This window comes from Paenibacillus jepli, assembly GCF_047238105.1.
GTDB lineage: Bacteria > Bacillota > Bacilli > Paenibacillales > Paenibacillaceae > Paenibacillus_D.
This window is the reverse complement of record NZ_JBDFMD010000001.1, coordinates 5,332,556-5,357,067: the sequence shown is the minus strand read 5'-3', so window position 1 is coordinate 5,357,067 and position 24,512 is coordinate 5,332,556. Positions and strand designations below refer to the sequence as shown.

Sequence of the window (24,512 nt, the reverse complement as noted above, 5' to 3'; positions counted from 1 at the left end):
TCCGTCTCGCTTCAATCCTGACTTGATTACCCTTATTTCAATTCCGCATACGCTTCATTCATTTCCTGGATGATCTGATCCCCGCCATTGCTCTTCCAGGTCGCCACGGCCTGTTCGACAGCGTCCAGCGGCTGCCTGCCGACGATGATTTCGATCATCGTTTGCATGAATACGGTATTGATCTCCGCCCCGGCCCGGTTATTCGTCTCCGAGATCAGGCCCAGCCCTTCATTCTGCCATTCGTAGGCAGCGTTCACCTCATACCAGGAGTTCGCTTTCTCTACGAGCTCCTCTGAATCCCACTTCCAGAAACCCACGCCTTCCGGCTTGAAGAACCATTCGCCAAACAGCTGCGGCCGCTCTTCATCGTAAGCCGGGAGCTTCTCGTAGACATCGTCCGACACTTTCGTATAATGGATATCCTCAATGCCGTGCTTCAGCATATCTGCGCCTTCCTCAGAGACCATATAATCGAGCAGTCTCAGAATCCGGTGCTGCTTCTTCTCATCGATCTTGGCGTTGATGACGACCTTGCGGTCTGCGGGCGAGAACGTCTCGGAGGCCCGGTCGCCATTAGGTCCTGCAGGAGGCACCATCTGCGTGATCGTCGCCTCCGGCACCAGGTCCGTCAGCGGCTTGATAAAGGTTGTATCCGCAACCTCAGGACGGGCAGCACCGATCCCGAGCTTGTTCGATCTGAATTTCTCGGCCAGCTCATTGCGCTTCAGAACCGCAAAATCCTTGTCCAGCACGCCTTCTTCATAAGCCTTCCTGAGGAAACCGATAAACGCCTTCAGTTCTTCCGTCTGCACCTGCTTCGGAACGAGCTCGCCGTCGATATCCTTCCAGCCGTTGGCCAGGCCAAACGCTCCTTCAATATACGGAATCGCCTGGAAGGTTGCTGTGTTCGGATCCACGGAGAAGCTGAAGCCGACCGTGTCGTTTTGACCACTCTGATTCGGGTCCTGCAGTGCAAACGCCTTCGCCACCTCATAGAACTCATCAATCGTGTCCGGCATTTGCAGGCCCAGGTGATCAAGCCAGTCCTGACGAATCACAATCGAGTCGCGCGTCGGATGGACATACCAGGTCAGACCGTAATAATGATCCGCCGGGTTGCCGATCTGCAGGTACTCCTCGCTCGAATTCTGTTGCAGATTCGGATATTGATCGAGCAGCGGCTTCACATCCAGGAAGATGCCCTGGTCGCGATATTTCAGAAAATCATTGAAATCAATAACATAGACATCCGGGAAATTGTTCGATGCCGCGAGCACGCTCGTTTTCTCTCTATACTCTGGAGCCGGCGCCCACTCGATGTCCAGATTAATATTCAGCTCCTCTTCCAGCTTGAGCAGCACCGGGTGGTCATCCTCCATCCCGCCACCGCCCCATGCCGGCGTCATGATGCGGATGTCCAGCGTTTCCGTACCGTCATCGATGACGGCCGGATCATTGGCCGGCGTCTCCTCTGACGGACTATTGCCGCTGCCCGGCGTCTCCCCATTCGTGTTACTGTTCGTACAGGCGATCAGCAGGCTGCAGATCATGATCAACAAGACCGTAAGTTTCATGGATTTCATTTCGACTAGCCCCTCCTCAGTTGATTGGTACACCAAACGCTTTGCACACATCCATCGTTCAATCCTACAAGCGTTCTCCCCACCTCCCAGTCAGAATAACGTGCCATTCAGGCTTGCTGCCCCTTCATGAGCAGCTTAACCCTTAACCGAACCGAGCAGCATCCCTTTATTGAAGTGCTTTTGCATGAACGGATAAATAATGAGAAGCGGCAGCGCAGTTAAGAAAATCGAGGCGTTGCGGACAGCCGGGCTGTACTCGTACTCGGATTCCGTGCCTGTCGTCTGCATCAGAATATCCGCGCCGACGAGTATCTGTCTCAGAAACACCTGCAGCGGGTACATCCGGGTATCGTTGAGGTACAGGATCGCCGTAAAGTACGTGTTCCACTGGAAGACGAGATAGAACAGGGTAAAGGTCGCAATCGCCGGCATCGACAGCGGCAGGATGATCTGGACGAGCAGCCGCCACTCGCCGCTGCCGTCGATCCGGGCCGATTCCTCCAGCTCCACGGGAATGTTCTGGAAGAAGCTGCGCATCACGATCAGATTAAACGATAGAATCGCATTGACGAGCCAGATCGACCAGTAGCTGTTGATCAGTCCTAGACTGTAGACGACGAGGTAGGTCGGGATCATGCCCCCCGAGAACAGCATCGTAAATACGACCATGAAGCTGATCGTGCTGCGGCCGATAAGCCAGCGCTTGGACAGTCCGTAAGCCATCAGCGAGGTAAGCACTATATTGATTGCCGTGCCGACGACCGTGATGATCACGGCATTCTTATAAGCGGTTACAAACCCGTTGTGGGAGAACAGGAAGCGGTAAGAGTCCAGTGTCCACACATTCGGGAAGATAAAGAACCCCCGGGTGTTGATCTCCTGCTTCGTAGCAAATGAGCTGAAGATGACATAGAGCAAGGGCAACAGAATGAGCAGGCCGAACACCAGTAATATGATTATGATTGCGTAATCAAATGCTTTATCCTTCGCGTTCTGATTCATCCTAGAACACCCCTTCCTGACCGAGCTTCTTGGCCAGTCTGTTGGCTCCGAGAACCAGAACAATACCAATCAGCGATTTGAACAGTCCGACTGCCGTCGAGTAGCTGAATTCACCGCGCAGCAGACCGGTACGATAGACGTAAGTGTCAAACACATCGGAGACATTCATATTGAGCGAGTTCTGGAGCAGATAGATATGCTCGAAGCCGATATCCATGAAGTTCCCCAGGCGCAGAATGAACAAGATGATGACGACGTTCATAATACCTGGTAAGGTAATATGCCAGATCTGCTTGAACCGGCCGGCGCCGTCCACACGTGCAGACTCGTAAAGCGTCGGGTCGATGGAGGCCATGGCGGCAAGGAAGATGATCGCTCCCCAGCCTGTACCGTTCCAGATATTGTGTATCACCCATAAAGGACGAAAGTAGGCGGGATCCGTCATCAGCTCGATCCGGTCAAAGCCCAGGCGATCCAGCATAATATTCACCGAGCCGTCCTGTGCAGAGAACAGAGTGATTGTGATCCCAACAATAACTACCCAGGAGATAAAATGAGGCGCATAGGCGATCGTCTGAATCGCGCTTTTATACCAGCGCAGCCGGACCTCGTTAAGCATCAGCGCAAGCAGGATCGGTGCCGGAAAATAAAAGAGAATATCCAACAGAGAGAGGATCAAAGTGTTTCTCAGCAGCGTGACAAACCTGACCTCCGAGAACAGCCGGACAAAATGATCCAGTCCAACCCATTCACTTCCCCAAAATCCCGCAAACGGGTTGTACTCCTTGAATGCAACAATAATCCCAAACATCGGAACATACTTGAAAATTACGAAAAACAACAGCCCCGGCAAAATCATGATGTACATCGGAATGCCGCGCCTTAACTGTTTCCTCCACTCCATAGCCCTATCCTCCTGATCGCCGACCCTTAAAACGGATAACATCGCAGGTCGCATTGCCTTTTGATAACGCCTTCATTTCACATCTAAACTAAAAATTACGAAAGACTTTCGTTAATGCTATAGTAGCATAATCTGCCCGGAAAAACAATCCTAGATCCGGCAGCTAAAAGTTTTTGCCGATCGCGCGATTTTCCCTTTTACCCATCCGTTCCCGGATCTCGCGCACCGCCGAATGCTGCTGCTCCCGTCTGATGGTATCGCTAAGCAGCTGCAAGCGGAGCTCGCCTACGATATCCGCATAAGCTTCCTGGCGGGCGACATTGTGCAGCTCATGGGGATCATTGCTCCTGTCAAAAAGCTCTTCCACAATATCCTGCTCGCGTGCGGCGCCGTAATACTGATACATCGTGTACCGATATCGCTCCGTCCGCCACGTGCGGATATTTACGTTGTAGTGCGGTCCGTAATGATGGCCGGAGACGCCATCCACAATCGGTCCGCTTCGCCTAACCGCTGTAAGGAGACAGCTTCCCTCTGCGTGGGGCGGCTTGGCGATGCCTGCTGCCGACAGCAGCGTAGCGATGACATCCATCTGACTTACGAGTCTGGACTCGACATGTCCTGCCATGCTCTTCCCCGGATCATGGATAATGAGCGGCACACGGGTTAGCGCATCATAAGGATAAGGACCTTTGTTCAAGAGCCTGTGATCTCCCATCATCTCCCCGTGATCCGAGGTAAACACAATCAGGGTGTCCTCTCTTAGCCCGCGCTGCTCCAGATGCTGCAGCAAACGTCCGATCTGGGCGTCTACCAGGCTCATGGATGCGTAATAATAGGCGGTTGTCCGTCTGATATCCGCATCGCTCATCTCGTCCGTCCGCACGCCGGTCCGCCAATGCTCGGCCGAATCTTCGCGTTTATGCGGCGCCACGCCTTCGCGCAATCCCTCCCAACCGGCCGGCAGCGGCAGCGCTGCCGGGTCATACATGTCTGCGTAGCTCTCCGGCGGATTGTAGGGCGGATGCGGTTTCTCATAGGACAACCACAGGAAGAAGGGCTGATCCGAAGGCTCATCGATATACGCGATGGCCCGATCCGTCTCATAGACGGTCAAATAGTGTTCTTCTGGTACCGGAGAGATCCAGGTCGAGAACTGCCTCGTCCAATCCGCCTTGTACTCCTCGCCGAGGTCAGGATCCAGACCTTGCGCTGCCAGGTAATCGCGATAGCCCTCATGCGCCAGGATCGTCTCGAAGCCGAAGCGCTCTCCCTTCGGATAGTGGTGCCATTTGCCGACATGCCCGGTGCGATAGCCGGCTTGCCGGAACAGCTCCGGCACCGGCGTCAACCGCAGATCGGTATCCATATCGTTGAACAACACCCCATGCACCGAGGGATGAGCCCCTGTAACAATCGTGGCCCGCGAGGGCGCGCATACCCAGTTATGGACGTGGCATTGCTCGAAGCGCAGGCTCTCCCCGGCTAGCGCATCCAGATGCGGCGTCTTTACGATCCGATGCCCGCTGCAGCCGAGCGCATCGGCCCGCCACTGATCAGGCGTGATGAGCAATACGTTCATGTCCCGCTGCACCCCTTAGCTGAATCTGCGGCCGGTCGCCGGACTGCGCGCCTGTCACCGTCACTGTGACTTCCTCTCCCGGCAGCATGGCAAAGTGATTGTCTGAGTAGGTCAGCAGGGCCGGATCGCTTTGTTCCATCGTGACGCCTACATCCCGGATAAAAGTGTGGGCTCGCACGGTAATCTGCCAGGCTGTCCCTGCCAGCTTCACATCATAATCTGCTGCAGGCTCCGGAATGACCAGATCCTTGAGCGAATCGTCGATAAATTGAATATTGCGTGTGATGACCTTGCCGCCTGCCTCCAGTCTCGCCACGAGGGCATAGCGTTTCGTATCGTAAGCCTGCAGGTCTGTCCATGAAGCCTTGCCGAAGCAGGTCGAGCTGTCCGCAGCCGCCGAAGCCGCTGTCTCCATCAGCAGATGAGCTTGCCCCGTCATCAGGTTGACCGCCGACACCTGCAATGTGCCTTGCCATTCTTGCAGCGTATCGTTAACAATCCAGTATTCAAACCCGTCCTCCACATACTTGAACGAAGCGATGAGCGGCTCGCAGGCCCGTTTCAAATAATAGTAGCTTACTTTGTTCTCCAGGCAATAATCGACCACCGTCATCTCACCCGAGGGCCAGGTATCGCAATACTTCCAGATCTGGAATCCGTCGCATTCATACTTGCGCCGGCGGAAGTTCTCCGCGAACGCCTTGTAGCCATTCGCCTGCGCATACTGGCTGAGCCAGATATAATCCGGCAGATCCTTCGGCTCTCCGAAGTAGGCCCGGACATATTCGCTCATCTTCGTCTCGAAGCCGCGGTGATGTCCCGGCACATTGCCCAGATGATAATACCAGGCCTCTGACGTCTCGACCGGCCAGCGCTGCTCCTCGGGGATCGACATCTCGATCGTGCGCATGCCAGGCAACGAATAGGAGCCGCCTTCACTGATGAAGCGCCCTTCGTCGTTGCGGATATGATCGTAGAAGTTTTTGGGATAGAAGGCGCCCCAGTTCCGCTTGTCGCCTGCCCACGGGCTGCGCGGGTAGCGGCCGCCGGACGGGCTGCTCGGATGATAATAGCGTGCCGGGTCCAGCTGCTCCAGCAAGCCGGGGATGACGGCATGGGTCAGCCGGTTCGCCGCGACCGGATCCTTGCCCTGATCCGTATTGAACATATCGCCCTCGTTATCCCCGCACCAGATCGCCAGAGACGTGCGGTTGCGCAGCTTCTTGATCACGTATCTTGCCTCGGCTTCGATCTCGCGTGCGAACCAGTCCTCCTGCGGGTAGATCGCACAGGCGAAGAAGAAGTCCTGCCACAGGAGCAATCCGAGTTCATCGCACAGATCGTAGAAATAGTCGTCCTCGACGATTCCCCCGCCCCAGATGCGCACCATGTTGAGATTCGCTTCCTTCACCCGCCGGAGCAGCACCTCATACTTCTGCTTCGTAACCTGAGGGAGAAAGCAATCCGCCGGCTGCCAGTTGACGCCTTTGATAAAAATCGGCTGCCCGTTGACCTCGAACCGGAAAGGCGACACCTGCTCCGTCTGCGGCTCATCCAGCGGCACGCGGGACCAGGCGCCCGCATCGCCGCCGTCCATCTCCAGGGTAGGCTTGCCGCCCGGTCTGCCGACACGATACGTCACCTCGCGCTCCTGGGCCGGCTCCGTGATAACGCGGATGGTCCGCAGCCCGTAACGCTGCCGGGACACATCGAGCTGCTGCCCCTCCTGCCATACCGATACCGATACTGTGTACAGATGCGGCTCTCCCAGCTGATGCGGCCACCACAGCCTCGGCTGATTGATCGTCAGCGTTTCCTTTGCGATACACCCGCTATCCGTTGCATGATTGTCAGCAACGGCCGTCTCCCTCTCCAGCACAAGGTTCCCTTCCTGATCCCTCACTTCATACCGGAGCTGGAGACCGGCAGCAGCAGCATAGCGCTGCAGCTCCACTGCCGTGTATACGTTTGCAGAGTCGCCCTGCAGCTCGCAGCTCAGATGGACATCCTTGATCCGGCAGCGATTCACGGCCTTCAGCAGGACAGGTCTGAAGATGCCGGTGGTGGGCAAGCGCGGCACATTGTCCCAGCCGTAGCTCATCTGCATCTTGCGGCTGTAATGACGCCACGGCATATTGAAGATGGAGGGGATCGTCGACACATCCATCGGCAGCTCGGGATAATTGTTCTTGTTCACATAGCTGATAGGCCCTGACAGCCGGATCAGCAGCTCATGGCTGTGGCCCGGCCGCAGCCTGGAGGTCAGATCGAATTCATGCGCGACGAACATGTTGCGCGTCGAGGCAATATGCTGCTCATCGAGCCAGATATCGGCGAAGTTATCCAGCCCCTTGAATTCCAGGATCAGCTGCTTGCCGCTGTATTCCGCCGGCACCTCGAACGATTTGCGGTACCAGAAGTCTGTCTTCTCCATCCACATGCATTTGAAAAAGTTAGTGCCATAGTAAGGATCGGGGATAATGCCTGCCTTGAACAGATCCAGATGGACCTCGCCCGGAACGGCCGCTTCGATCCATTCACTGTTGTCGGGGCGCTCGCCGGGCTCCGTCCATGCCAGCTCCCAGCCGCCAGTTAACTCTTCATAGATTGACATTCATAATTCTCCCTTTTGTCCGTAGGTATGATAGCAAATCTTAATTTAACGAAAGTCTTTCGTAACCTTATCCTACCATAGCTTTTTCTCCTGTGCAAGCTAATAAGGATGCACCTTGGGGGGCCCTTGGTCCATGATGACCATGCTCTCGTCGAAGCTCCGCTTCAGCAGTGTCGTCTGCAGCTCCAGATAAGCCGGCTTGTTCCACAGATTGTCGAACTCTCCCGGATCTGTCTCCAGATCGTAGAGCTCGCCCTCGTCGATATGGTGATAGACGGTCAGCTTGTAGCGGCCGTCACAGAACATCGTGGCCAGACTCGGAGTCTTGGTCTCCGCGATTTCCCCTCGCTCGTCGCGCTCCGTCACCGCATCATAGTATTCCGACCGGACCGACGTGCGGTGGACCGACTGCTCCTCCCTGGGCTGCGTCAGCAGGGAAGCAAAAGAGCGGCCATGCATAAGGCCGGACTCCACACCTGTAAGCTCGCACAGCGTCGGCGCAATATCCAGCAAAGCCATCAGTTGGTCGTTCACCTCTCCCTTGCGGACGCCGCCGCCGGGCCAGGAGACGATCAAGGGTACGCGTACGGCGCCCTCATAGAAGCGGCAGCCCTTCTGGCTGAGTCCATGGTCCCCCAGCATCTCGCCGTGATCGGACATGAAAATGATGATCGTATTGTCCAGTTGCCCCGTCTTCTCCAGCGTATCCACGATCCGGCCAAATTGCGCATCGATCAATTCGATCATGCCGTAGTAGGATGCCATCATGCGTCTGGTCTCTCCGTCCGGCGCCTTTGGATGCTTGCAGCCGTGGTACGCCTTCCGAAGCCGCTCCTGCTGCTGCAAATCGTCCGGTCCGAAAAGCGGGCCGGGAAGCTCCTTCTCGTCATATCTTGCTTCATAAGCAGCGGGAGCGTCAAAGGGCGGATGCGGATCGAAGGTATTGATGCTGAGCATCCAGGGCCCAGGCTCAGACTGGCGGGAAGCGATGAACGATCTGGCCCGCTCGGCGCACCAGACACTCTGATGGAGATGCTCCGGCATGTCGTGTCTGTATCGCGTGTACTGTCCGTCCTTGCCTGTCTCGAAGATCTCGTCGGGGTGACTTCCCTGCTCGACGACCCAATCGAGGTAATCGCTGCCCTTGCCGAATCCGGCAACCGGACTATGGCTGTAATAAAACTCGGTATACCCGTCATCGCGTCTCGCTTCCACGCCGTCATAACCCGAGGCCAGATGGAGCTTGCCGATCAAGCCGCCATAATAGCCCGCCTGCGCCAGCCGCGTCGTCACGAGCGGGACACCGTCAGGAAAGTAACCGTTGCCATTGCGGTTGACATGGATGGAGCTCGGGTGCAGGCCCGTCAGGAAGCTCGCCCGGCTCGGCGTACATACCGGGCTCTGGCAGTACGTGCGGGTAAAGGCGACGCCTCTGGCGCATAACGCGTCCAGAGCCGGCGTACGGATGCTTGCATTGCCCAGTGCATGGATCGTGTCGTATCGCTGCTGGTCTGTACAGAACCATAATATATTCGGTTTGCTCATCGTGCAGCCTCCCTTTCGATCTGGACGGGCCTGCTTCCAGGCCCGTCTCCTCCCTCAGTTACGTCCGCTTCTGCGCTCCAGGTGATGGGGATCATAAGGCGAGTATTGACGGTTGCGCATCGTCGGCACCTCGGTCAAAGGAACACGCTGCAGGTCAGTGCCCGCCTCATTCAGTGCCGGAGAGAAGCCCACGCTCCGGTAAAATTGCACCAGCTCGCTGCGCAGCCGCTGCTTGACATCTGCAGCAGCGGGCTCGTGATGCAGACTGTTCAGTTCATCCGGATCCTGATCGAGATCAAACAGATGCTCCGTCCCGCCATTGGGCGAATAGATATACTTCCACCGTCTGTCGGCGACCATATAGATAGAAGCGAGCTTCTCCCTCTCCCCGCTCTCCATCAGATGATAGGTGTCCGTCATCAGCTCGCCGAACGTCACTTCCCGCCACGGATAGTCTGTGCGTCCTGTCGCCCTGGGCAGCAGGCTGTCGCCTGCCCATGCCTCGGGATTGATCGTCAGGCCGGCCGCATCGAGCAGCGTCGGCGCGATATCGCGATGGCCGATCAGGTCCTCGCTGACCACGCCCTCGGGCAGCCGGCCCGGGCAGGAGAGCAGGAACGGGATACGGCTCGAGCCGTTATAGTACGAGCGCTTCCCCCACTGATAGTGGTCGCCCAGCATCTCACCGTGATCGGACACGAACAGGATCAGCGTGTTCTCCCGCAGGCCCTGCTCCTCCAGTCTATCCAGAATCCGGCCGATCTGCGTATCGATCTGGGTAACCGAAGCGTAGTAAGCCGCCTTGATCAGCCGGGCCATATTATCGTCCGTCTGCTCGGTCCACTTGGCATAGTTCTGAGCCTGCTGCAGCGGCCACATCCCGTCCCTGTCGGCAGCTGTCCGGACGGGAAGCGGCATGTCCGCCGGATCGTACAGGTTCAGATATGGCGTAGTCGGATCAAACGGCGGATGCGGCTTGATGAACGACGCCACGAAGCACCACGGCTGCTCGGCGGAAGCATGCTCCAGAAATTCCACCGTCCGGTTGCCGACCCAGGTCGTGTTATGATGCCGGTCCGGCACCTGCGATGCCTGAGGGACATAGTAATACTCGTGACGGATGCCGCTCGGCTCATAGACCCAATCCAGCCCCTGATCGGCAATGTACTTCGCAAAGTCATCCTCCTCCGGCGGCCAGCACTCCTCCGAACGGTGCACCTTTTGGAAGCCCCAGGTATTCTCCTTCGGATAGGCATGCATCTTGCCGGCATATTCGGTCCAGTAGCCCGCTTCATTAAGCTTGTCGGCCAAGGTAGCGTCCAGCTTCCTGACGAAGCCGTTGCCCAGATTGCCCGTCTGATGGCCCCATTGGCCGCTGAAGATCATCGAGCGGGCCGGGCAGCACTCCGGACTTTCGCAGTAAGCGCGATCATAGCGGATGCCGGAGGCAGCCAGCCGGTCCAGATGAGGCGTATGGACCAGCGGGTTGCCGTAAGCCTGGATCGAATCGGCCCTCTGCTGGTCCGTTATAATCATCAATAGGTTTAAGGGTTGGTTCGTTGACATGCTGATTCTCCCTTCGTCGCTGGTGTCAGGTTATTTTCATTATAGATTTCCCCCCGTCCCCTTTGCCATGGACGATATTCAGATGTGCAGCACCGCAGATCATAGAAAAAGCAGGGGAGCATACCCCCCTGCTTCAAAACTCTTGAAATACAAAAGCTCAGTTGACGCTTATCGCTTCGCCAGCCCCGGTGTACAGCTTCAGCTCGCCTTCGAGCTCTACCCGCAGGACGGTCGCCCGGTCGTCGCAGGCGTCCTCCGGCAGATCGATCCACAGGATGCCGGGGATGTTCAGCCACGGCGCGCCGCCGATCTTCTGCCAGCTCAGCTCGCGCCCGCTCCCGAGCACCTGGATGCTGCGCACCTCATTGTACAGGCCCTTTAGCGGCAGTGCTTCGAGCGGTCGGTCATAGTAGAACAAGTACAGCACCGTCCGGTCCTTCGACAGCGTCGAAGCGCCGCCGAAGTGGCCGAGCGGCAGACCTGCCACCGTACCGTAGATCGCCTCCTGACGGGGCTCGATCCACGCTCCGAGCTCCAGCAGACGCTTCTCCTGCTCGGGATCGATCGTACCGTCTTCCAGCGGAGCTACATTGATCAGCACATTGCCGCCCATGCCGATGCAGTCCGCGAACATGCGGATGATCTGGCGGGTGGATTTGTAATTCTGATCATGCGGCTGATAGCCCCACGAATCGTTGACCGTGAACCAGAATTCCCATTCCTTCGCAGCCGGGATGATCGGGATCCCTTGCTCCGGCGTCTCGAAGTCGCCCATGCCGCACATCCTGGAGTTCAGCACAACCTCCGGGTTCCACTCATGCAGCTGCTCCCGGAGCTCGGCCATCCGCCATTGCTCGCTCGAGCGCTCCCAGTCGCCGTCGAAGGTCAGCGTGTCGATCGGACCGTAGCGGGTCATCAGCTCCTTCAGCTGCGCCCGGTGGAAGCGCAGGAACGATTCCCATCTGTCCATATGCATGGCCCCATCCGCCGGCGTGACATAGGGATTCGGCTTGAACGTCCCTTGCGCCATCTGCTTCAGCTGGTTCGGATTGTAGATGGACGGATAGTCCGGATGCGACCAGTCCAGATGCGAGAAGTACAAGCCGACCTTGAGTCCCTGGCGCCGCATCGCCTCGCAGTAGGGGCCGATCAGATCGCGGGCCGCCGGCGTCTGCTTGACGACGCTCAGCTCGCTCACATCCGTGTCCCACATCGCTACCCCGTCGTGGTGCTTGGCCGTCAGCACCGCATACCTCGCTCCGGCCTTGGCGAACAGCTCGGCCCAGGCAGCCGGATCGTACCGGCTGGCCGTGAAGCCTTCGCATTGCGCCATATATTCTTCATAAGTCAGCTTGCCGTTGAAGAACGACCACGACTCCGGGACACCCTTCACCGCATAGATTCCCCAGTGCAACGAGATGCCGAGCTTGGCATCTCTGAACCATTGCTGCATCATTCTGCTACCAACCTTCCTTCCGTTTGAAACTCGATCGCTTCGGGATTGGCAAATGAACGCTGCATCCCATCATGGGCAAAGTCCGCTGTGCGCTTCGCCCAGGCCAGCAGCCGCTCTCTCAGCTCCCAGATGACCTCGCGGACCTGTGGATCGCCGATCCGGTTGTTGCGCTCCCAAGGGTCCTCTGCCAGATCATAGAACTCGTCGATCTCATGCGGACGGAACACATACTTGTAGCGTTCGGTCCGAATGCCGCGGATGACATTCAGATTGATCGTCGCCCCGTGATGCTGCATGACCACTTCTGCGCGGGGCGGCTGATCCCCGCCCCTCAGAAGCGGTGCAAAGCTCAGGCTGTCGAGCTGCTCGCGGGCAGCTCCGCCCGCAAGCTCCAGTATCGTGTTGAACAGATCGGTCAACAGCAGCGGATGCGGCACCGTGCGAGGCGGGAACTGCCCCTTGGCATAGGCTAAGAACGGAATCCGGATCAGATCGTCCTGCAGCAGCTCGTTTTTGCCGATCAGGCCGTGGCGGCCCATCATCTCGCCGTGATCGCTGGTGAAGAGGATGATCGTATCGTCCAGCAGGCCGCGCGCCTCCAGCTTATCCAGGATCAGGCCGAACGCGTCGTCGATCATCGTGACCATCCCGTAGTACTTGGCCAGCGCCTTGGCCATCATCGGCCAGTCGTTGCGGATGCGCAGGAAATTGACGTCGTAGTAGTGCTTGGCGAACGTCATCGGCTTGCCGGCGTAATCGTCGCGGTAATTGTCCCACTCCTCCAGCTCCGCCGGGTCGTACATGGATGCATACGGCTCCGGGACGTTCCATGGCACATGGGGCTCGATACAGGAGGCAAACATGAAGAACGGCTGCTTCTCTCCTTCTCCTGCCGCCTCGTCCGCATAGCCGTCCAGCCAGTCGTTGACCGACTCCGCCAGGCGGAACACCTCGCTCTCCCCTGCCGGGAAGCTCTGCGTGGAGGCGATCGTGTGCTCGCCATAGCGGTCCTGCAGCAGGATCCGGTCTGTTCGTCCCGTGTCCTGCGGCCCGGAGCGCAGCTGCAGCCTGTGCCGGAAGCCATGCTCCTGCGGCTGCGAATCGCCGATATGCCATTTGCCCGCCTGCACCGTCGTATAGCCCTGCTCCTGCATGGCATCGCCGATGGTGTCCACCTCCGGGTCCAGCTTGTTGCGGAACGCCATCTTGGAGTGCGCATTCTGGATGATCAGGTGCTGATGCGGATGCAGGCCGGTCATCGCTGACGTCCGGGCCGGCGTGCACATCGGACAATTGGTATATGCATTGGAGAACACCACCGACTGCTCCATCAGCGCGTCGATTCTCGGCGTCCGGCACAGCTTGCTCTTGCCGACCGTCTCGACATGCTGCTGGTCGGTCATAAACAGCAGGATGTTCGGTTTCTTGGATTTCATAGCTTCGCCTCGTTTCCGGAGTTACTGGTAGATGTCTTCCTGGGTGATGGCCCGATAATCAGCGACCCGCTCTTCGCAATCGGCAATGACAGGCGCGGACTCGCCGGCTTCGGTCATGCGCCGGAGCAGGCGGCTCTTCATGACTTTGGCCACCTCCCGGTGCGACTCGCGGTTGATCAGATTGACCAGCTCATAGGGATCGGCCTCGAGATCATACAGATACTGCTCTTCATAGCGATCCGAGCCGCTGTCGTTTACCGGGTGCTTATCAGCCGCCGTAACTCCGTATTTCCATCGTTTGGTCCGGACGGCGCGCCCGACCTGGGATTCGCTGATCTGGACAAACACTTCCTCGGGCCAGTCCACCGTCCCTTCGCCGCCCCGCAGCAGCGGCAGCATCGAGCGGCCTTGCATCTGTGGCGGCACCGGGATGCCGGCGGCATCGAGCAGCGTCGGCGGGATATCGATCAGGCTGACGAGCTCATCCAGCCGTCCGCCGCCCCGGAAGCTCCCGCCGGAGACGGCCAGCGGCACGCGGATCGAGCTCTCATGCGCCGAGCGCTTGTATTCGCCGTTGCGCGTCTTGAAGTGGCAGCCGTGATCGGAGGTGAACAGCACCACCGTATTGTCTAGCATGCCAAGGCTCTTGAGCGCATCGAGCAGGCGGCCGAGCGCTTCATCCAGCCGCTTGACCATGCCGTAATACCCGTCCAGATGCTGATGCGCCGTACCGCCCAGCGCCGCCAGATCAGGCGGCACATAAGCGCTGGTGTAGCGTCCTCTATAGACATCGGGAGCAGGATAATCGTCGCGATGGTTCTGATGATGCGGCTCCAGGAAGGACAGGAACAGGAAGAATGGCTCCGCTGCGTCCCGCCGGCTGTCCACGTATCGGATCGCGGCATCGGCGCAGGCGTCGACCCGGTAGCCCGGCAGATCGACCGGCTGATTGTCGTTGTCGAACAGCCGCGTCCGGTACGCATCCGACGTATGCTCCAGCGTGTCGGAGGCCAGCCAATAGCGGTAACCGCCCCGCAGCGGCTCGGGGACCGGCTGTATGCCGGTCTCCGCCAGGTGCCACTTGCCGATATAGGCGGTATCATAGCCGGCATCATTGAAATAGTGGGCCAGCGTCGGCAGCTCCGGGGACAGCGGGATGCCGTTCCGGTAGCTGCCGTTAGCGGTCCCGTACAGGCCCGTCTGCATGCAGGCGCGGGCCGGACCGCAGACCGGCTGGCAGGTAAAGGCGTAGGGCGCATGCACGCCGCCGGCCGCCATACGATCCAGATTGGGCGTCAGACCGAGCGGGTTGCCGTGTAGCCCGGTCGTATCCCATCGCTGCTGATCCGTGAAGAAGACGATTATGTTAGGTTGCTGCTTGCTCATGTACCGGACACTCCTTTGCCGCTTGTCGCGTCATTCAACACGTCCATTATAACGGCTCTCCAGAGCCCCGAACGAGGCGAGATTCACAACTTTGATGGCACTTTGATGACTACTTGCCGGTCAAGAGATCAACTCGGCTGCACGCAGCACGCGGGCGAGCAGGACCGCAGCCTGCGCGCGCGTCGTCAGCGCCTGCGGGGCGATGCGCTGCTCAGAGACGCCCTGGATCAGACCGCCGGCAATCATCCGGGAGACAGCCGACTCCGCCCAGGCACTGACCTCGCCCCGATCGGCAAATGCCGCCAGCGAGCCCTCGCCGGGGAGGACGTCCGCAGCTCCGTACACCGTGATCGCACGCTCCAGCATCAGCGCCATCTGCTCGCGCGTGATCGGCGCCTGGGGCCGGAATGTGCCGTCCGGATAGCCATTCACATACCCGGCCTCGACTGCAGCGGCCACACTGGCTGTATACCATGCGCCCGGAGCCGTATCGCTGAACCGGGCCTCGCCTGCGAGCGGCTGCAGCCCAAAGCCTCGCACCAGCAAGGCGGCGAACTCTGCCCGGGTGACGCTCTCGCCCGGCGCGAAGACATCGGCGCTCCGGCCGCGCAGCAGCAGCTTGGCGGCCAGCGTTTCGATCTCCTCCGCCGCCCAGTGACCGCTGACATCGGCGAACGAACGCGAATCGTCGATTACCGCATAGACGCTGTTGCTGTTGCGCTTGAGCACGGCTACTTGCCGCTCGCCTTCCTGTACAAACACCGTCGGCACAAACTGCAGCTCCATCGACGCCGGGTCATAGACGACACCGCCGGCGCTGCCGGGATTCACAGCCGTCTCGAGCACGATCCCCCGTTCGGCATACAAGCTGCCGAACTGCTCCAGCACATGCTCCCTGCCGGATGCTTCGCGCACCACGATCGTGAAGGCATAGGCTTCGCTTGCCAGCCGATGACTGGCGCGGATCCCGGCAGGCAGCTCTGCTGGTCCGAGCATGATCGTCAGATCCGCCTGCGCCAGCACGGCCTCGCTCAGCTGCAGGAGCTCCGCCAGCATAGCCGGATCAAACAGCCGCAGCGGCAGCTCATAGCTCAGACGGTCATCCGCCAGCAGCCGCAGTCCGGCATCGGGCGCCGCCTCTGCTGCTTCCGACAGCAGGCTGAGCTGCGCCGACAGACTGACGCTCGCATCGCCGGCGTGGCTTGTCAGCGGCAGCTCGAGCCGGCCGCTGCCCGAAGCCTCGGCGAGCATCGCCAGCGCCAGCCGGAACGCCTCCGCGTTCAACCGGTAAGCGGCCGCGCCTTCGCCTTCAACGCTGCTCACAAGCTCCGATGGCAGTTCCGGCTCCGGCTCAGGCTCCGGTGCGGGCTGCGGCGGCGGAGCAGGCGGCTGCCAGCCGCCCGTTCCCCCGCTCGTCGCCCGAACCACAACGGATGAGCCGCCCCCGCTATAGCTGCTCCGTGTGCGATCCGCGCTCTCTGTCTCCACCGCGCCCAGCCGTACAGAGCTCTCACCGGCCCGCAGCGTCTTGAAGCGGATCATCAGCAGCTCCGCTTCACCGCTCACGGACTGGCTGCCCAGCTTGGTCATATAGACCTTTGCCTCGCCGCTCGCGCTCTGCCACTCGCCTGCAAAGCTGTTCTCGACCAACTGCTCCACGCCTGTCAGCTCCAGCGCGCTCGCATCATATGTGAGCGTCGCCTCCATTGCATACAGCTGCCGCAGCTGGGCCCCGCCCAGCCGAAGCTCGACGGTATCGCCTACCGCCACTGTCGTGGCGGCTCCTCTCAGCTCAAATGCCGTGTCCTCGTCCGCCGCAGCATATACCGGCATCGCGCAAGCGATACACAGCGCCAGCAGCAGCAAACGGCTCTTTCGCAACAGGTTGCTCATCTTTTTGCCTCATCTCCCTCAATCGTTCGTCTTGAATCGTTAGTTGAACAGATAACGTCCGATAACCGACAGGTCAAACACATCGATCTTGCCGTCGCCTTCCCCGTCCGGGCCGTTCAGATCGGCAAACCTGGCGCTTGCCCAGTCCGGATGCGACTCATCGTAGCCGTAATAATAGGCAGCGATAGCGAGATCGGCTACCGTAACCGCACCGTCGCCATTGATGTCGCCCGGGCGATAGTCGTTGCGCGCCTGTTCAAAGGCAGCCGTGGCCTCCGTCAGTGCAGCAAGCTGAGCTGCGATAGCCTCCGCCTCCGCTTCCTCATCGTCCGCCACCGCTCTGGCCGCTTCGATCGCTGCCAGCAGCGCCGCCTTGGCGCCCTCCGCATATTGCAGGCGCCATGTGCCTTCGACCGCCTGGTCGTGCAGCGCTTGCGCGGTCGCAATGGTCTGCGACAGATCGTCTGTCGTGATGTCGCGAATATCAATCGTATGTGCTGTAACGTGACCGTTCATCTCTTGTCCTGCTTGATCCGAGAACGCCGCCGAGACGATCGACACCGTCGTCTGTCCGCCGGACTTCGCGCGGAAGATCAGATCCAGCTGCCGGCCGTCCGCCACGACCGCACCTGATTCGCCTTGACTGTACAAGGCCAGCTCCAGCTCGCCGGGCTGCTGCTCGTCCGGCACGATCACTTGCAGGCCAGATAGGGCATCCACCGCTTCGATGAACTCGAGTGCGTCCGGATCATAGGTCAGCTCGAGGTGCTGTGCGTAGATGGCCGGATACCGGCTCTGCGCTACGCCGGTCAGCCGGTAGCTCAGACGAATGGTCTGCTCTGGCGCTGCAATCGCGCTGCCCGTCAGCCAAGCCGTCGGCACCTGCTGCTCCTCAGCCTCCAGGGTCTGCACGGTGATCTCCGGTCCGCCGTCCAGCCATGCGTCATCCGCTTGCGCCTCGACGCGGAACGTATAGCTCGTCGCCGGCTCAAGCCCGTTTACTGTATGGCTGAGCTGTCCTGCCTCGGCCTGCTCCGAGCCGTCAGCCCAGACGATACGGTAGCCGCTGATGCTCTCAGCCGGCGCCGCTGCTGTCCATTGCAGCGTGATGCTGTCGCTGCTCACGCTCGTCGCAGTAACGCTGCTGCCTGCTGGCCAGCCCGGCTCTCCGGGCTCCTGCGGTTCTCCGCCTGTGCCCTGCAGCGCCTTAAAGTCGGCCACGGCGCTGGTCAGGTCCGCAGCCGCAGCGTCGATCGCCGGCTGGCCGGCATTCGCCTGATCCAGCGTCTGGCGGGCCGCCTGGATCGCCGTCATCAGCTCCGCTTTGGAGCCTTGCGGATACTCCTCAGCCCCTGCGCCTTCCACAGCCTCATCATGCAAAGCTGTTGCCTCCAGAATCGTATCCGAGAGCGTCAGCTTGCTGACTTCACCCTGCTCGACAACCAGATTCGAGAACACGGCCTCGGTCATCCGTATCGCTTCCGACTTGTGGGAATCCGAGACAAGCGTCATGCCGGAAGTCAAGTTATTGCTGGCATTGAAGGTGTAGCCGCTCTGACTGACGACCTCTGTCCACCCCTGCTCGGTCCGAACATAGCCGGCGAAGGTGAATTGATTGCCGTTGCTCTGGCGCTTCTCGAGCTTGATCTCGACCGGCAGCTCGAAGATGACCGGTTCCTCTTCTGTTTCCGATACTTTTTGCCTTACTGTTTTGGGGAAGACTCCACCTTGGAAGCTCAACCGCGATAGCAGCTGGATACGGCCGTCGGCCGTCACCTGCAGGGTCGCCGATTTGGAGCCCGGTTCATTGATCGAGCCGCGCATATGCAGACCTGCCGCCGTATTGGGAGTGATCTCCTCCAGGCTGTGCAGCGTCGCCGAGATCGCGTACCTCTCCGTGGTATTGGTCATGCCGCGATTCACAAACGTCACATTGTCATTGGCCTCCAGCATGCTGTCGCCGCTCGAGACGATCCAGAAACGGCCTTCTTCAGCCTGGGCGAAGCCGCTGCGGCCCGTATTGGAGAAATTGGTCACCGACCATGGCGACGGCACTTGGTTGGCCGTACTCTCATAGACGGAGAGATGAACCTTCTTCTCCAGCGTCACGCCTTGATACGTCACCGAGACATCGACAAAGGTGCCGCCCGGCTGCAAACCGACAAGCTGGCCTTCTTCGTTCCATGCCGCGACCTCCGGCTGCTCGATCGTCAGCTCGACCTGGTCGCTGGAAGGCGTGATGGTCGTGTCATTGGACAGATTCGCCCGGATCTGCAGATCCGCTGCCTGTCCGACCTGCAGGTAGCCCGGGGCGAGCGCAGCATTGATGCTTGTCATGGTCGTTCCCGCCACCTCGATCCGGATCTCCTCCGAATGAACCTCACGGCCTTCGTAGGTCGTCGATACCCGGATGCCGGCTTCGCCCGGGGCCAGCGCCTCCAGCCGTCCCGCCGCATCGATCGCCGCAACCTGCGGCGCATCGCTGACGTACGTCGTTTCCGCTTCGGTCAGATCGAGCGCCTGTCCATACTGGTTCGTCCAGCGGACGAGCGCCTGCCGCACATTGCCGATCTCCAGCTCCGTCCCGCCAAGCTCCAGCTCCACCGCCGCCAGCTCCGGGGCCTCCGGGACGACGTGAAGCTCGGTCTCGATCGATCGGGTTACACCGTTCCTTGTCACTGTCGCCCGGATGGTGGAGGTGCCTTCGGCAAGCGCGCTGACCTCGCCTGCAGCGGTATCCACCGCCGCCACCGACGGCTGATCGCTGGCGAAGTCGATGTTCAGCTCATTGCCGGGGATCAGTCTGCCCCGGTCACTGCGTGCTGTGATGCCCAGCTGCACCGTATCGCCCACGGCAGCATAGAGAGAAGCCGTATTATAGAGCGGCTGGTCTGCCGTCAGGAACAGCCGGTTCAGCACATCGCCCGTCATCTGAGGCTTGAAGCTCTCCAGCAGGCCGGACCGGTCCTGATGCGCGTCATGATACGCGATCTCCTCATAGAGCTCGGCGCCCGGCTTGATGCGATAGTCGCCGTTCTCCCAGTCCATGAACGTATCCGCCGGCGCATCGACGAAGTAGTTGCCGTCGAAATGGCCATATTGCGTCAGCTGGGGATGCAGCTGCGCCGGTGCGTCTTTGCCGTTGAGAATAATATTGTTCGTAAAGACGTTGTATTTCGGATCGATGACGCCGCCGTTGTTCAGATCCTCGATGATCGACGCCATCTCCGGATATTTGGCCCGCCACAGCGCGCTGTCATGCGGCATCGCCAGCAGGCGGTTCAGCGAATCCTGCGAGTATCCGGGCACCGTTGCGCCCTGACCGCCGTATTTGATGCCGCGCACATAGAAATGAATAGGGTTGATGATGATATTCTCATAGATTTTGTTGCTGCGTCCGCCATGGGTGTAGAACGGGATCCCTACATTCTCCATGATGTTGCCGTATACCTCGGTGCCGCTCACATTGTCGTCCGTATAGATTACAGCTCCCTGGACGGTATGTCCCTCCCGGCCGATAATATCGTGCATATAGTTGTACCGGATAATATTGCCCCAGAAGGAGTAGTCTCTGGCCGCATAGATAGCGCCTGAGTCATTGGAATCCTTCAGCACATCGAAGATCTCGTTGTACTCGATAATATGGTCGTTGCCGGAGAAGTTGATCGCATAGTGGTCGGAATCATGGATGACGTTATAAGCCGCCCGTATGCCGACACCTTCGAGCCGGATGCCCGGCGCGTATGTTTTTTTGATGCGCGAATAGGCATGGATGTGATTGTTCAGCACGTAGTGGCCGCTGCTGGTCAGGCTTGGCCGATCGCCGCCCGAGATCAGAACGCCGCCGGTGCCGGTATGATGGATCTCATTGCCGGTCACGCCATGGTGACTGCCGCCTCGCACGTCCACGCCGTGCATGCCCGTATTGGAGATATGGTTATCCGCGACGAGCATGTGACTGCCGCCATTGATGCGGATCGCCGTGCCTCTGGTGACGCTCAGCTCCAGGCCAACGATATGTACATGCGAAGCATCATTGGCTCGGATCAGGGGTTGTCCATCCAGCGAGAGCTCCACGCGGCTCTCCGCCCCAAAATCGTCCGGTGGATACAGATACAGCTTGCCCGTATCGCGGTCGAGATACCACTCTCCCGGCTGATCTACCTCTTCGAGCAGATTGTAGAAATAAAAGCGGCGGTGCGTCAGGTCGGGATTGATGCCCCACCAGGCAGACTGCTGACCTTTGACCGTATTGGTCGCCGGATCCAGCTCCGCCACCTTCATGTTCTCTTCCGCCCAGTCATAGAAATAGTAGCCGAACATCCAGGCATCGTCGGCCTCGGACCAGCGGCTGGCGCGGTTCTCTTCGTCGTTGTAGACGAAGGTCGGACCTTGGTTGACGCCGCCGGCATTGCCGGCAAGACCCGGATCCACAATGCTGTCCATCGTCAGCCAGCCGTCATTGGGATAGCGTCCCAGCTCCATCTCCTGGCTGTCGATGAACAGCTCCATCATCGCAGGCGCGAGCGGCCAGCCTTGTCCGTAATGCACGATATCGCCGTACTGCTCGCGGGTGATGCCCTGCTCCAGCAGATCAATCTCAATCACGCGCTCCTGCGCCTCCGCTGTCAGCCTGGAGGCGATCTCCGCATCCGTCACCGGGACGAAGCTCCCGGCATCTACCGAAGCACCGCCGGTCAGCCTTGCCGTCTCCCCCGGATAAGACCGGTAGACGACAGGCGCGTCAGCCGTGCCCGAATCCTCGGCGGTCAGATCGAAGCTGCCGCCCGGCAACCGGTAGTCGCCGTCGCGCAGATTGACCGTGACGCCGCCGGCCGGCAGACCGGAGCCGCTCTTCAAGGCGCGGATGGCGTCGCGGGCGCCGGTCAGGCTCTGATATGGGCTGCCCTCGCTGCCGTCGCCCGTCTCATCGCTGCCATCCGCAGCCACGTACAGCTGCAAGCCGCTCTCGGCCCCGGCCGCGTAGCTGCCTGCAGCCGGCAAGGCTGCGGCAGCCAGGCCCCATACCAAGACAAAGGATAAACTTAAGACCATCCACTGGTGTATGCGTGTTGTTCTCAATAGTTGAACCTCCAGTTCTGAGATTGCGGACACCGGAGCCGCGGCCTGTCAGGCCGGACGCCGGTGCCGCTCTATTCTACTCCTTGCGAATGTTAACTTCGTTGATGCCCGGCACAATCGTATTGTTCTGACTGCTGCCGACGATCGCGATCCTTACGTAGCGGGCCGTCGTATCCGCGAAGCGATGGTAGCGGACGAGGCTTGCCATCTGATTGGCGGTCTGATCGACGACCGTGGTGAAGCCGGTGACACCGTCGCCTCTCACCTCTACCCGGTACTTGAAGGCATGCTGATCGGGATCTGCGAAAGCGATGTCAACGTTATTGAAGGTTTTGTCTGCACCCAGATCGATAAGGATCCATTGCGGCTGGGCGGCGCTGCCCACCGCCGAGGCGCGCCAGCCGGTATGTCCCAGTCCGTCGATTGCCCGACCCGAACCAAAGCCCTGCTGCGAGCCCGAAGCGGTGACAGCCGCGTATTGCGCCAGGTTCTGCACCCGGTACTTCAGGGGAAACGTTGATTTGAGACCGATATTGGCGAGATCCATCTGGCTCATATTGAATCCGCTGTTCCAGCTGACGTTCGTATGATTGTTGACGCTCGACTGATTGTTGCGGAACGCCAGCGGATGCTGATAGTTCGTCGCCAGAATGTTGCGCATGATCTGCCCTTCCGCATCGTTGTCCATGAATACCGCATTGGGCAGCACATCGGTCATCGACGGATCGGCATACACATTGTCGATCGTCACTTGATCGACGGTGTTGACCAGATACGGCGCATTCGGTCCCAGTCCCCAGGCGTAGATGGGCGCGGTATCGCCGCTGTCGAGGGCAGCATTGTAGATCTTCAGATATTTGAACTCATTGTCCTTGACATACATATGCTGCTGCGGGATATTCACCCGCCCGGACCAGTTGACGGCATAACGCGGCGTATTGTTGATCTCGCTGTAGGATACCTCGTTGCTGCCGGCATTGCTGATGCTGACGCCTGATGCATGGCCGACCAGCTCGCCGACGTGATGGATGTAATTGTTGGTAAATACATTGTTCCTCAGGACATCGCCCTCCGCAGGATACTTGCCCTTCAGCATAATGCCGCTATACCCGCTGTGTTCGATCAGATTGCCCTCGATCGTCGTGTTCTGATTGTAGAAGATCATGAACACGGCCGAGTACCCCGAGTTGCGAAGCCGATTCTCGCGGAGTGCGATGTTGTTCGTATTTTCCATGAAGATCATGCCGTGGCGGTGGCGGTGCATCTCGGCCGACAGATCGAACTCGGGATAGATATGCGACTCGCCGCCATTGTGCGGCAGCGCCGTCTCGCCCGGATAGGTGAAGCCCGCCCGGTACGAATTGGTGAAGTCGGTCATCTCGAAGCTGAGTCCCTGCAGGCGGATATGATGGACGCGCTGCGACTCGGATGCTCCCTCGAACCGGATCAGGTCCATCACCTTGGGCGCGATGATCGTCTGGTCCCCGATCGCGCCGTCCCGGGCGTAATAATAGAGCGTCCCTGTCGTCTTGTCGAGATGGAACTCGCCAGGCCGGTCCAGGAAATCCAGCGAGCCTTGCACAAAGTAGCGGGAGCCGTCGACATGATTCCATTGTCCGTCCTGATACGTCGGGTATTTGACATCACGCGTGAAGGTCACGGTGCGCGTACCGGTGTTGACGCTCTGGATCGGCACGGTATCCGTGAACCAGTCCCATTTGTCACCGCTCCAGATGACGACCTCCGCCTGGCTCAGATCCCACGACCCTGGCGTCAGATCGCCCGCCTTGTACTGAAACTGACGGATCGAGCCGACCACGCCGCCGTCTGTGGACAAGTACCCGGCGAAGGAGGTGGTGCTCGTGCGGTTCGGATGTCTTGCCTTCATGGCGCGCTGATCGTTCTCGTACAGCGTGTGGAAATCCCAGCCCGTGCCCACCTGGGCCTTATAGATCGTGCTGCTGCAGGTGCCGCCGGTGCAGTGAGGCTGCCAGCCGGTGATCGGCTGCCCGCCGATAAACCGCGCTGTCGCACGCCCATGCTGGTTGGCGTACACGACATTGTACCCGCCCGAGCCAGAGTCGGCAGGTCCGAATACGATCGGTTCAGAGACATAATAATCTCCGGCTGCAAAGTACACCATAATGTCGCCGCTCATGTTCTGATTCAGGCCATTCTGGCGGATATGATCACGTGCCTTTTGCATGGTCCGCCACGGCGACTGCTGACTGCCGTTGCCGGTCGCATCATTCCCGGCTGGAGAAACATAAAACGAGTGCTGTACGTTAGCGCTTACATTTTCTGGCTGCCAGTGGAACACCATCCCCAACAGCAACACCGCCATCCATCCTTTAAGGTATTTCATCGCCACGCATACCTTCCTCCCTTTACGTTGAGATAGGAATCCCGATGGAACATCATCATTGTAAATCGGGGGGCCAGTGCAATAAATGGAACGTTTCA

General features: G+C 59.3%; 13 protein-coding genes. All 13 read right to left on the bottom strand.

Going from position 1 to position 24,512, the window contains the following annotated elements:
* Positions 1–32: 32 nt before the first annotated feature.
* Positions 33–1,583, bottom strand: a complete 1,551-nt coding sequence (locus ABC336_RS22790; protein WP_413240825.1) for an extracellular solute-binding protein — start codon at positions 1,581–1,583, stop codon at positions 33–35.
* A gap of 135 nt (positions 1,584–1,718) precedes the next feature.
* Complete coding sequence (locus tag ABC336_RS22785) at positions 1,719–2,585, bottom strand: carbohydrate ABC transporter permease (RefSeq protein ID WP_413240824.1); 867 nt, start codon at positions 2,583–2,585, stop codon at positions 1,719–1,721.
* Between the two features lies 1 nt (position 2,586).
* The gene (locus ABC336_RS22780; RefSeq protein WP_413240823.1) at positions 2,587–3,489 is read right to left on the bottom strand and encodes an ABC transporter permease; all 903 of its coding nucleotides are present in this window, start codon (positions 3,487–3,489) and stop codon (positions 2,587–2,589) included.
* Positions 3,490–3,652: 163 nt separating this feature from the next.
* Positions 3,653–5,071, bottom strand: coding sequence for a sulfatase family protein (locus ABC336_RS22775; protein WP_413240822.1), 1,419 nt, complete (start codon positions 5,069–5,071; stop codon positions 3,653–3,655).
* Complete coding sequence (locus ABC336_RS22770) at positions 5,046–7,685, bottom strand: beta-mannosidase (protein WP_413240821.1); 2,640 nt, start codon at positions 7,683–7,685, stop codon at positions 5,046–5,048. The genes ABC336_RS22775 and ABC336_RS22770 overlap by 26 nt, the downstream gene beginning before the upstream one ends.
* Before the next feature lie 99 nt (positions 7,686–7,784).
* Complete coding sequence (locus ABC336_RS22765) at positions 7,785–9,230, bottom strand: sulfatase family protein (RefSeq protein WP_413240820.1); 1,446 nt, start codon at positions 9,228–9,230, stop codon at positions 7,785–7,787.
* Positions 9,231–9,284: 54 nt separating this feature from the next.
* Positions 9,285–10,796, bottom strand: coding sequence for a sulfatase family protein (locus tag ABC336_RS22760; RefSeq protein WP_413240819.1), 1,512 nt, complete (start codon positions 10,794–10,796; stop codon positions 9,285–9,287).
* Positions 10,797–10,953: 157 nt separating this feature from the next.
* Positions 10,954–12,252, bottom strand: a complete 1,299-nt coding sequence (locus tag ABC336_RS22755; RefSeq protein ID WP_413240818.1) for an alpha-L-fucosidase — start codon at positions 12,250–12,252, stop codon at positions 10,954–10,956.
* Positions 12,249–13,688 (bottom strand): sulfatase-like hydrolase/transferase, encoded by a 1,440-nt coding sequence (locus ABC336_RS22750; protein WP_413240817.1) that lies wholly within the window; start codon positions 13,686–13,688, stop codon positions 12,249–12,251. The genes ABC336_RS22755 and ABC336_RS22750 overlap by 4 nt, the downstream gene beginning before the upstream one ends.
* A gap of 21 nt (positions 13,689–13,709) precedes the next feature.
* Entirely contained in the window at positions 13,710–15,074 is a 1,365-nt protein-coding gene (locus ABC336_RS22745) for a sulfatase family protein (RefSeq protein WP_413240816.1), read from the bottom strand.
* Between the two features lie 120 nt (positions 15,075–15,194).
* On the bottom strand, positions 15,195–16,967 hold the full coding sequence (locus tag ABC336_RS22740) for an S-layer homology domain-containing protein (protein WP_413240815.1): 1,773 nt from the start codon (positions 16,965–16,967) through the stop codon (positions 15,195–15,197).
* 39 nt (positions 16,968–17,006) lie between these two features.
* On the bottom strand, positions 17,007–22,049 hold the full coding sequence (locus ABC336_RS22735; protein ID WP_413240814.1) for a fibronectin type III domain-containing protein: 5,043 nt from the start codon (positions 22,047–22,049) through the stop codon (positions 17,007–17,009).
* A gap of 76 nt (positions 22,050–22,125) precedes the next feature.
* A complete protein-coding gene (locus ABC336_RS22730) occupies positions 22,126–24,414 on the bottom strand; it encodes a discoidin domain-containing protein (protein ID WP_413242579.1) in 2,289 nt (762 codons plus the stop codon).
* Between the last annotated feature and the right edge of the window lie 98 nt (positions 24,415–24,512).

What these genes read in the sequence shown, in the direction of transcription:
- ABC336_RS22790 (WP_413240825.1), bottom strand. Translation starts at nt 1,583, where the DNA reads ATGAAATCCATGAAACTTACGGTCTTGTTGATCATGATCTGCAGCCTG.
- ABC336_RS22740 (WP_413240815.1), bottom strand. Translation starts at nt 16,967, where the DNA reads ATGAGCAACCTGTTGCGAAAGAGCCGTTTGCTGCTGCTGGCGCTGTGT.
- ABC336_RS22765 (WP_413240820.1), bottom strand. Translation starts at nt 9,230, where the DNA reads ATGAGCAAACCGAATATATTATGGTTCTGTACAGACCAGCAGCGATAC.
- ABC336_RS22770 (WP_413240821.1), bottom strand. Translation starts at nt 7,685, where the DNA reads ATGTCAATCTATGAAGAGTTAACTGGCGGCTGGGAGCTGGCATGGACG.
- ABC336_RS22780 (WP_413240823.1), bottom strand. Translation starts at nt 3,489, where the DNA reads ATGGAGTGGAGGAAACAGTTAAGGCGCGGCATTCCGATGTACATCATG.
- ABC336_RS22755 (WP_413240818.1), bottom strand. Translation starts at nt 12,252, where the DNA reads ATGATGCAGCAATGGTTCAGAGATGCCAAGCTCGGCATCTCGTTGCAC.
- ABC336_RS22760 (WP_413240819.1), bottom strand. Translation starts at nt 10,796, where the DNA reads ATGTCAACGAACCAACCCTTAAACCTATTGATGATTATAACGGACCAG.
- ABC336_RS22730 (WP_413242579.1), bottom strand. Translation starts at nt 24,414, where the DNA reads ATGAAATACCTTAAAGGATGGATGGCGGTGTTGCTGTTGGGGATGGTG.
- ABC336_RS22745 (WP_413240816.1), bottom strand. Translation starts at nt 15,074, where the DNA reads ATGAGCAAGCAGCAACCTAACATAATCGTCTTCTTCACGGATCAGCAG.
- ABC336_RS22750 (WP_413240817.1), bottom strand. Translation starts at nt 13,688, where the DNA reads ATGAAATCCAAGAAACCGAACATCCTGCTGTTTATGACCGACCAGCAG.
- ABC336_RS22785 (WP_413240824.1), bottom strand. Translation starts at nt 2,585, where the DNA reads ATGAATCAGAACGCGAAGGATAAAGCATTTGATTACGCAATCATAATC.
- ABC336_RS22775 (WP_413240822.1), bottom strand. Translation starts at nt 5,071, where the DNA reads ATGAACGTATTGCTCATCACGCCTGATCAGTGGCGGGCCGATGCGCTC.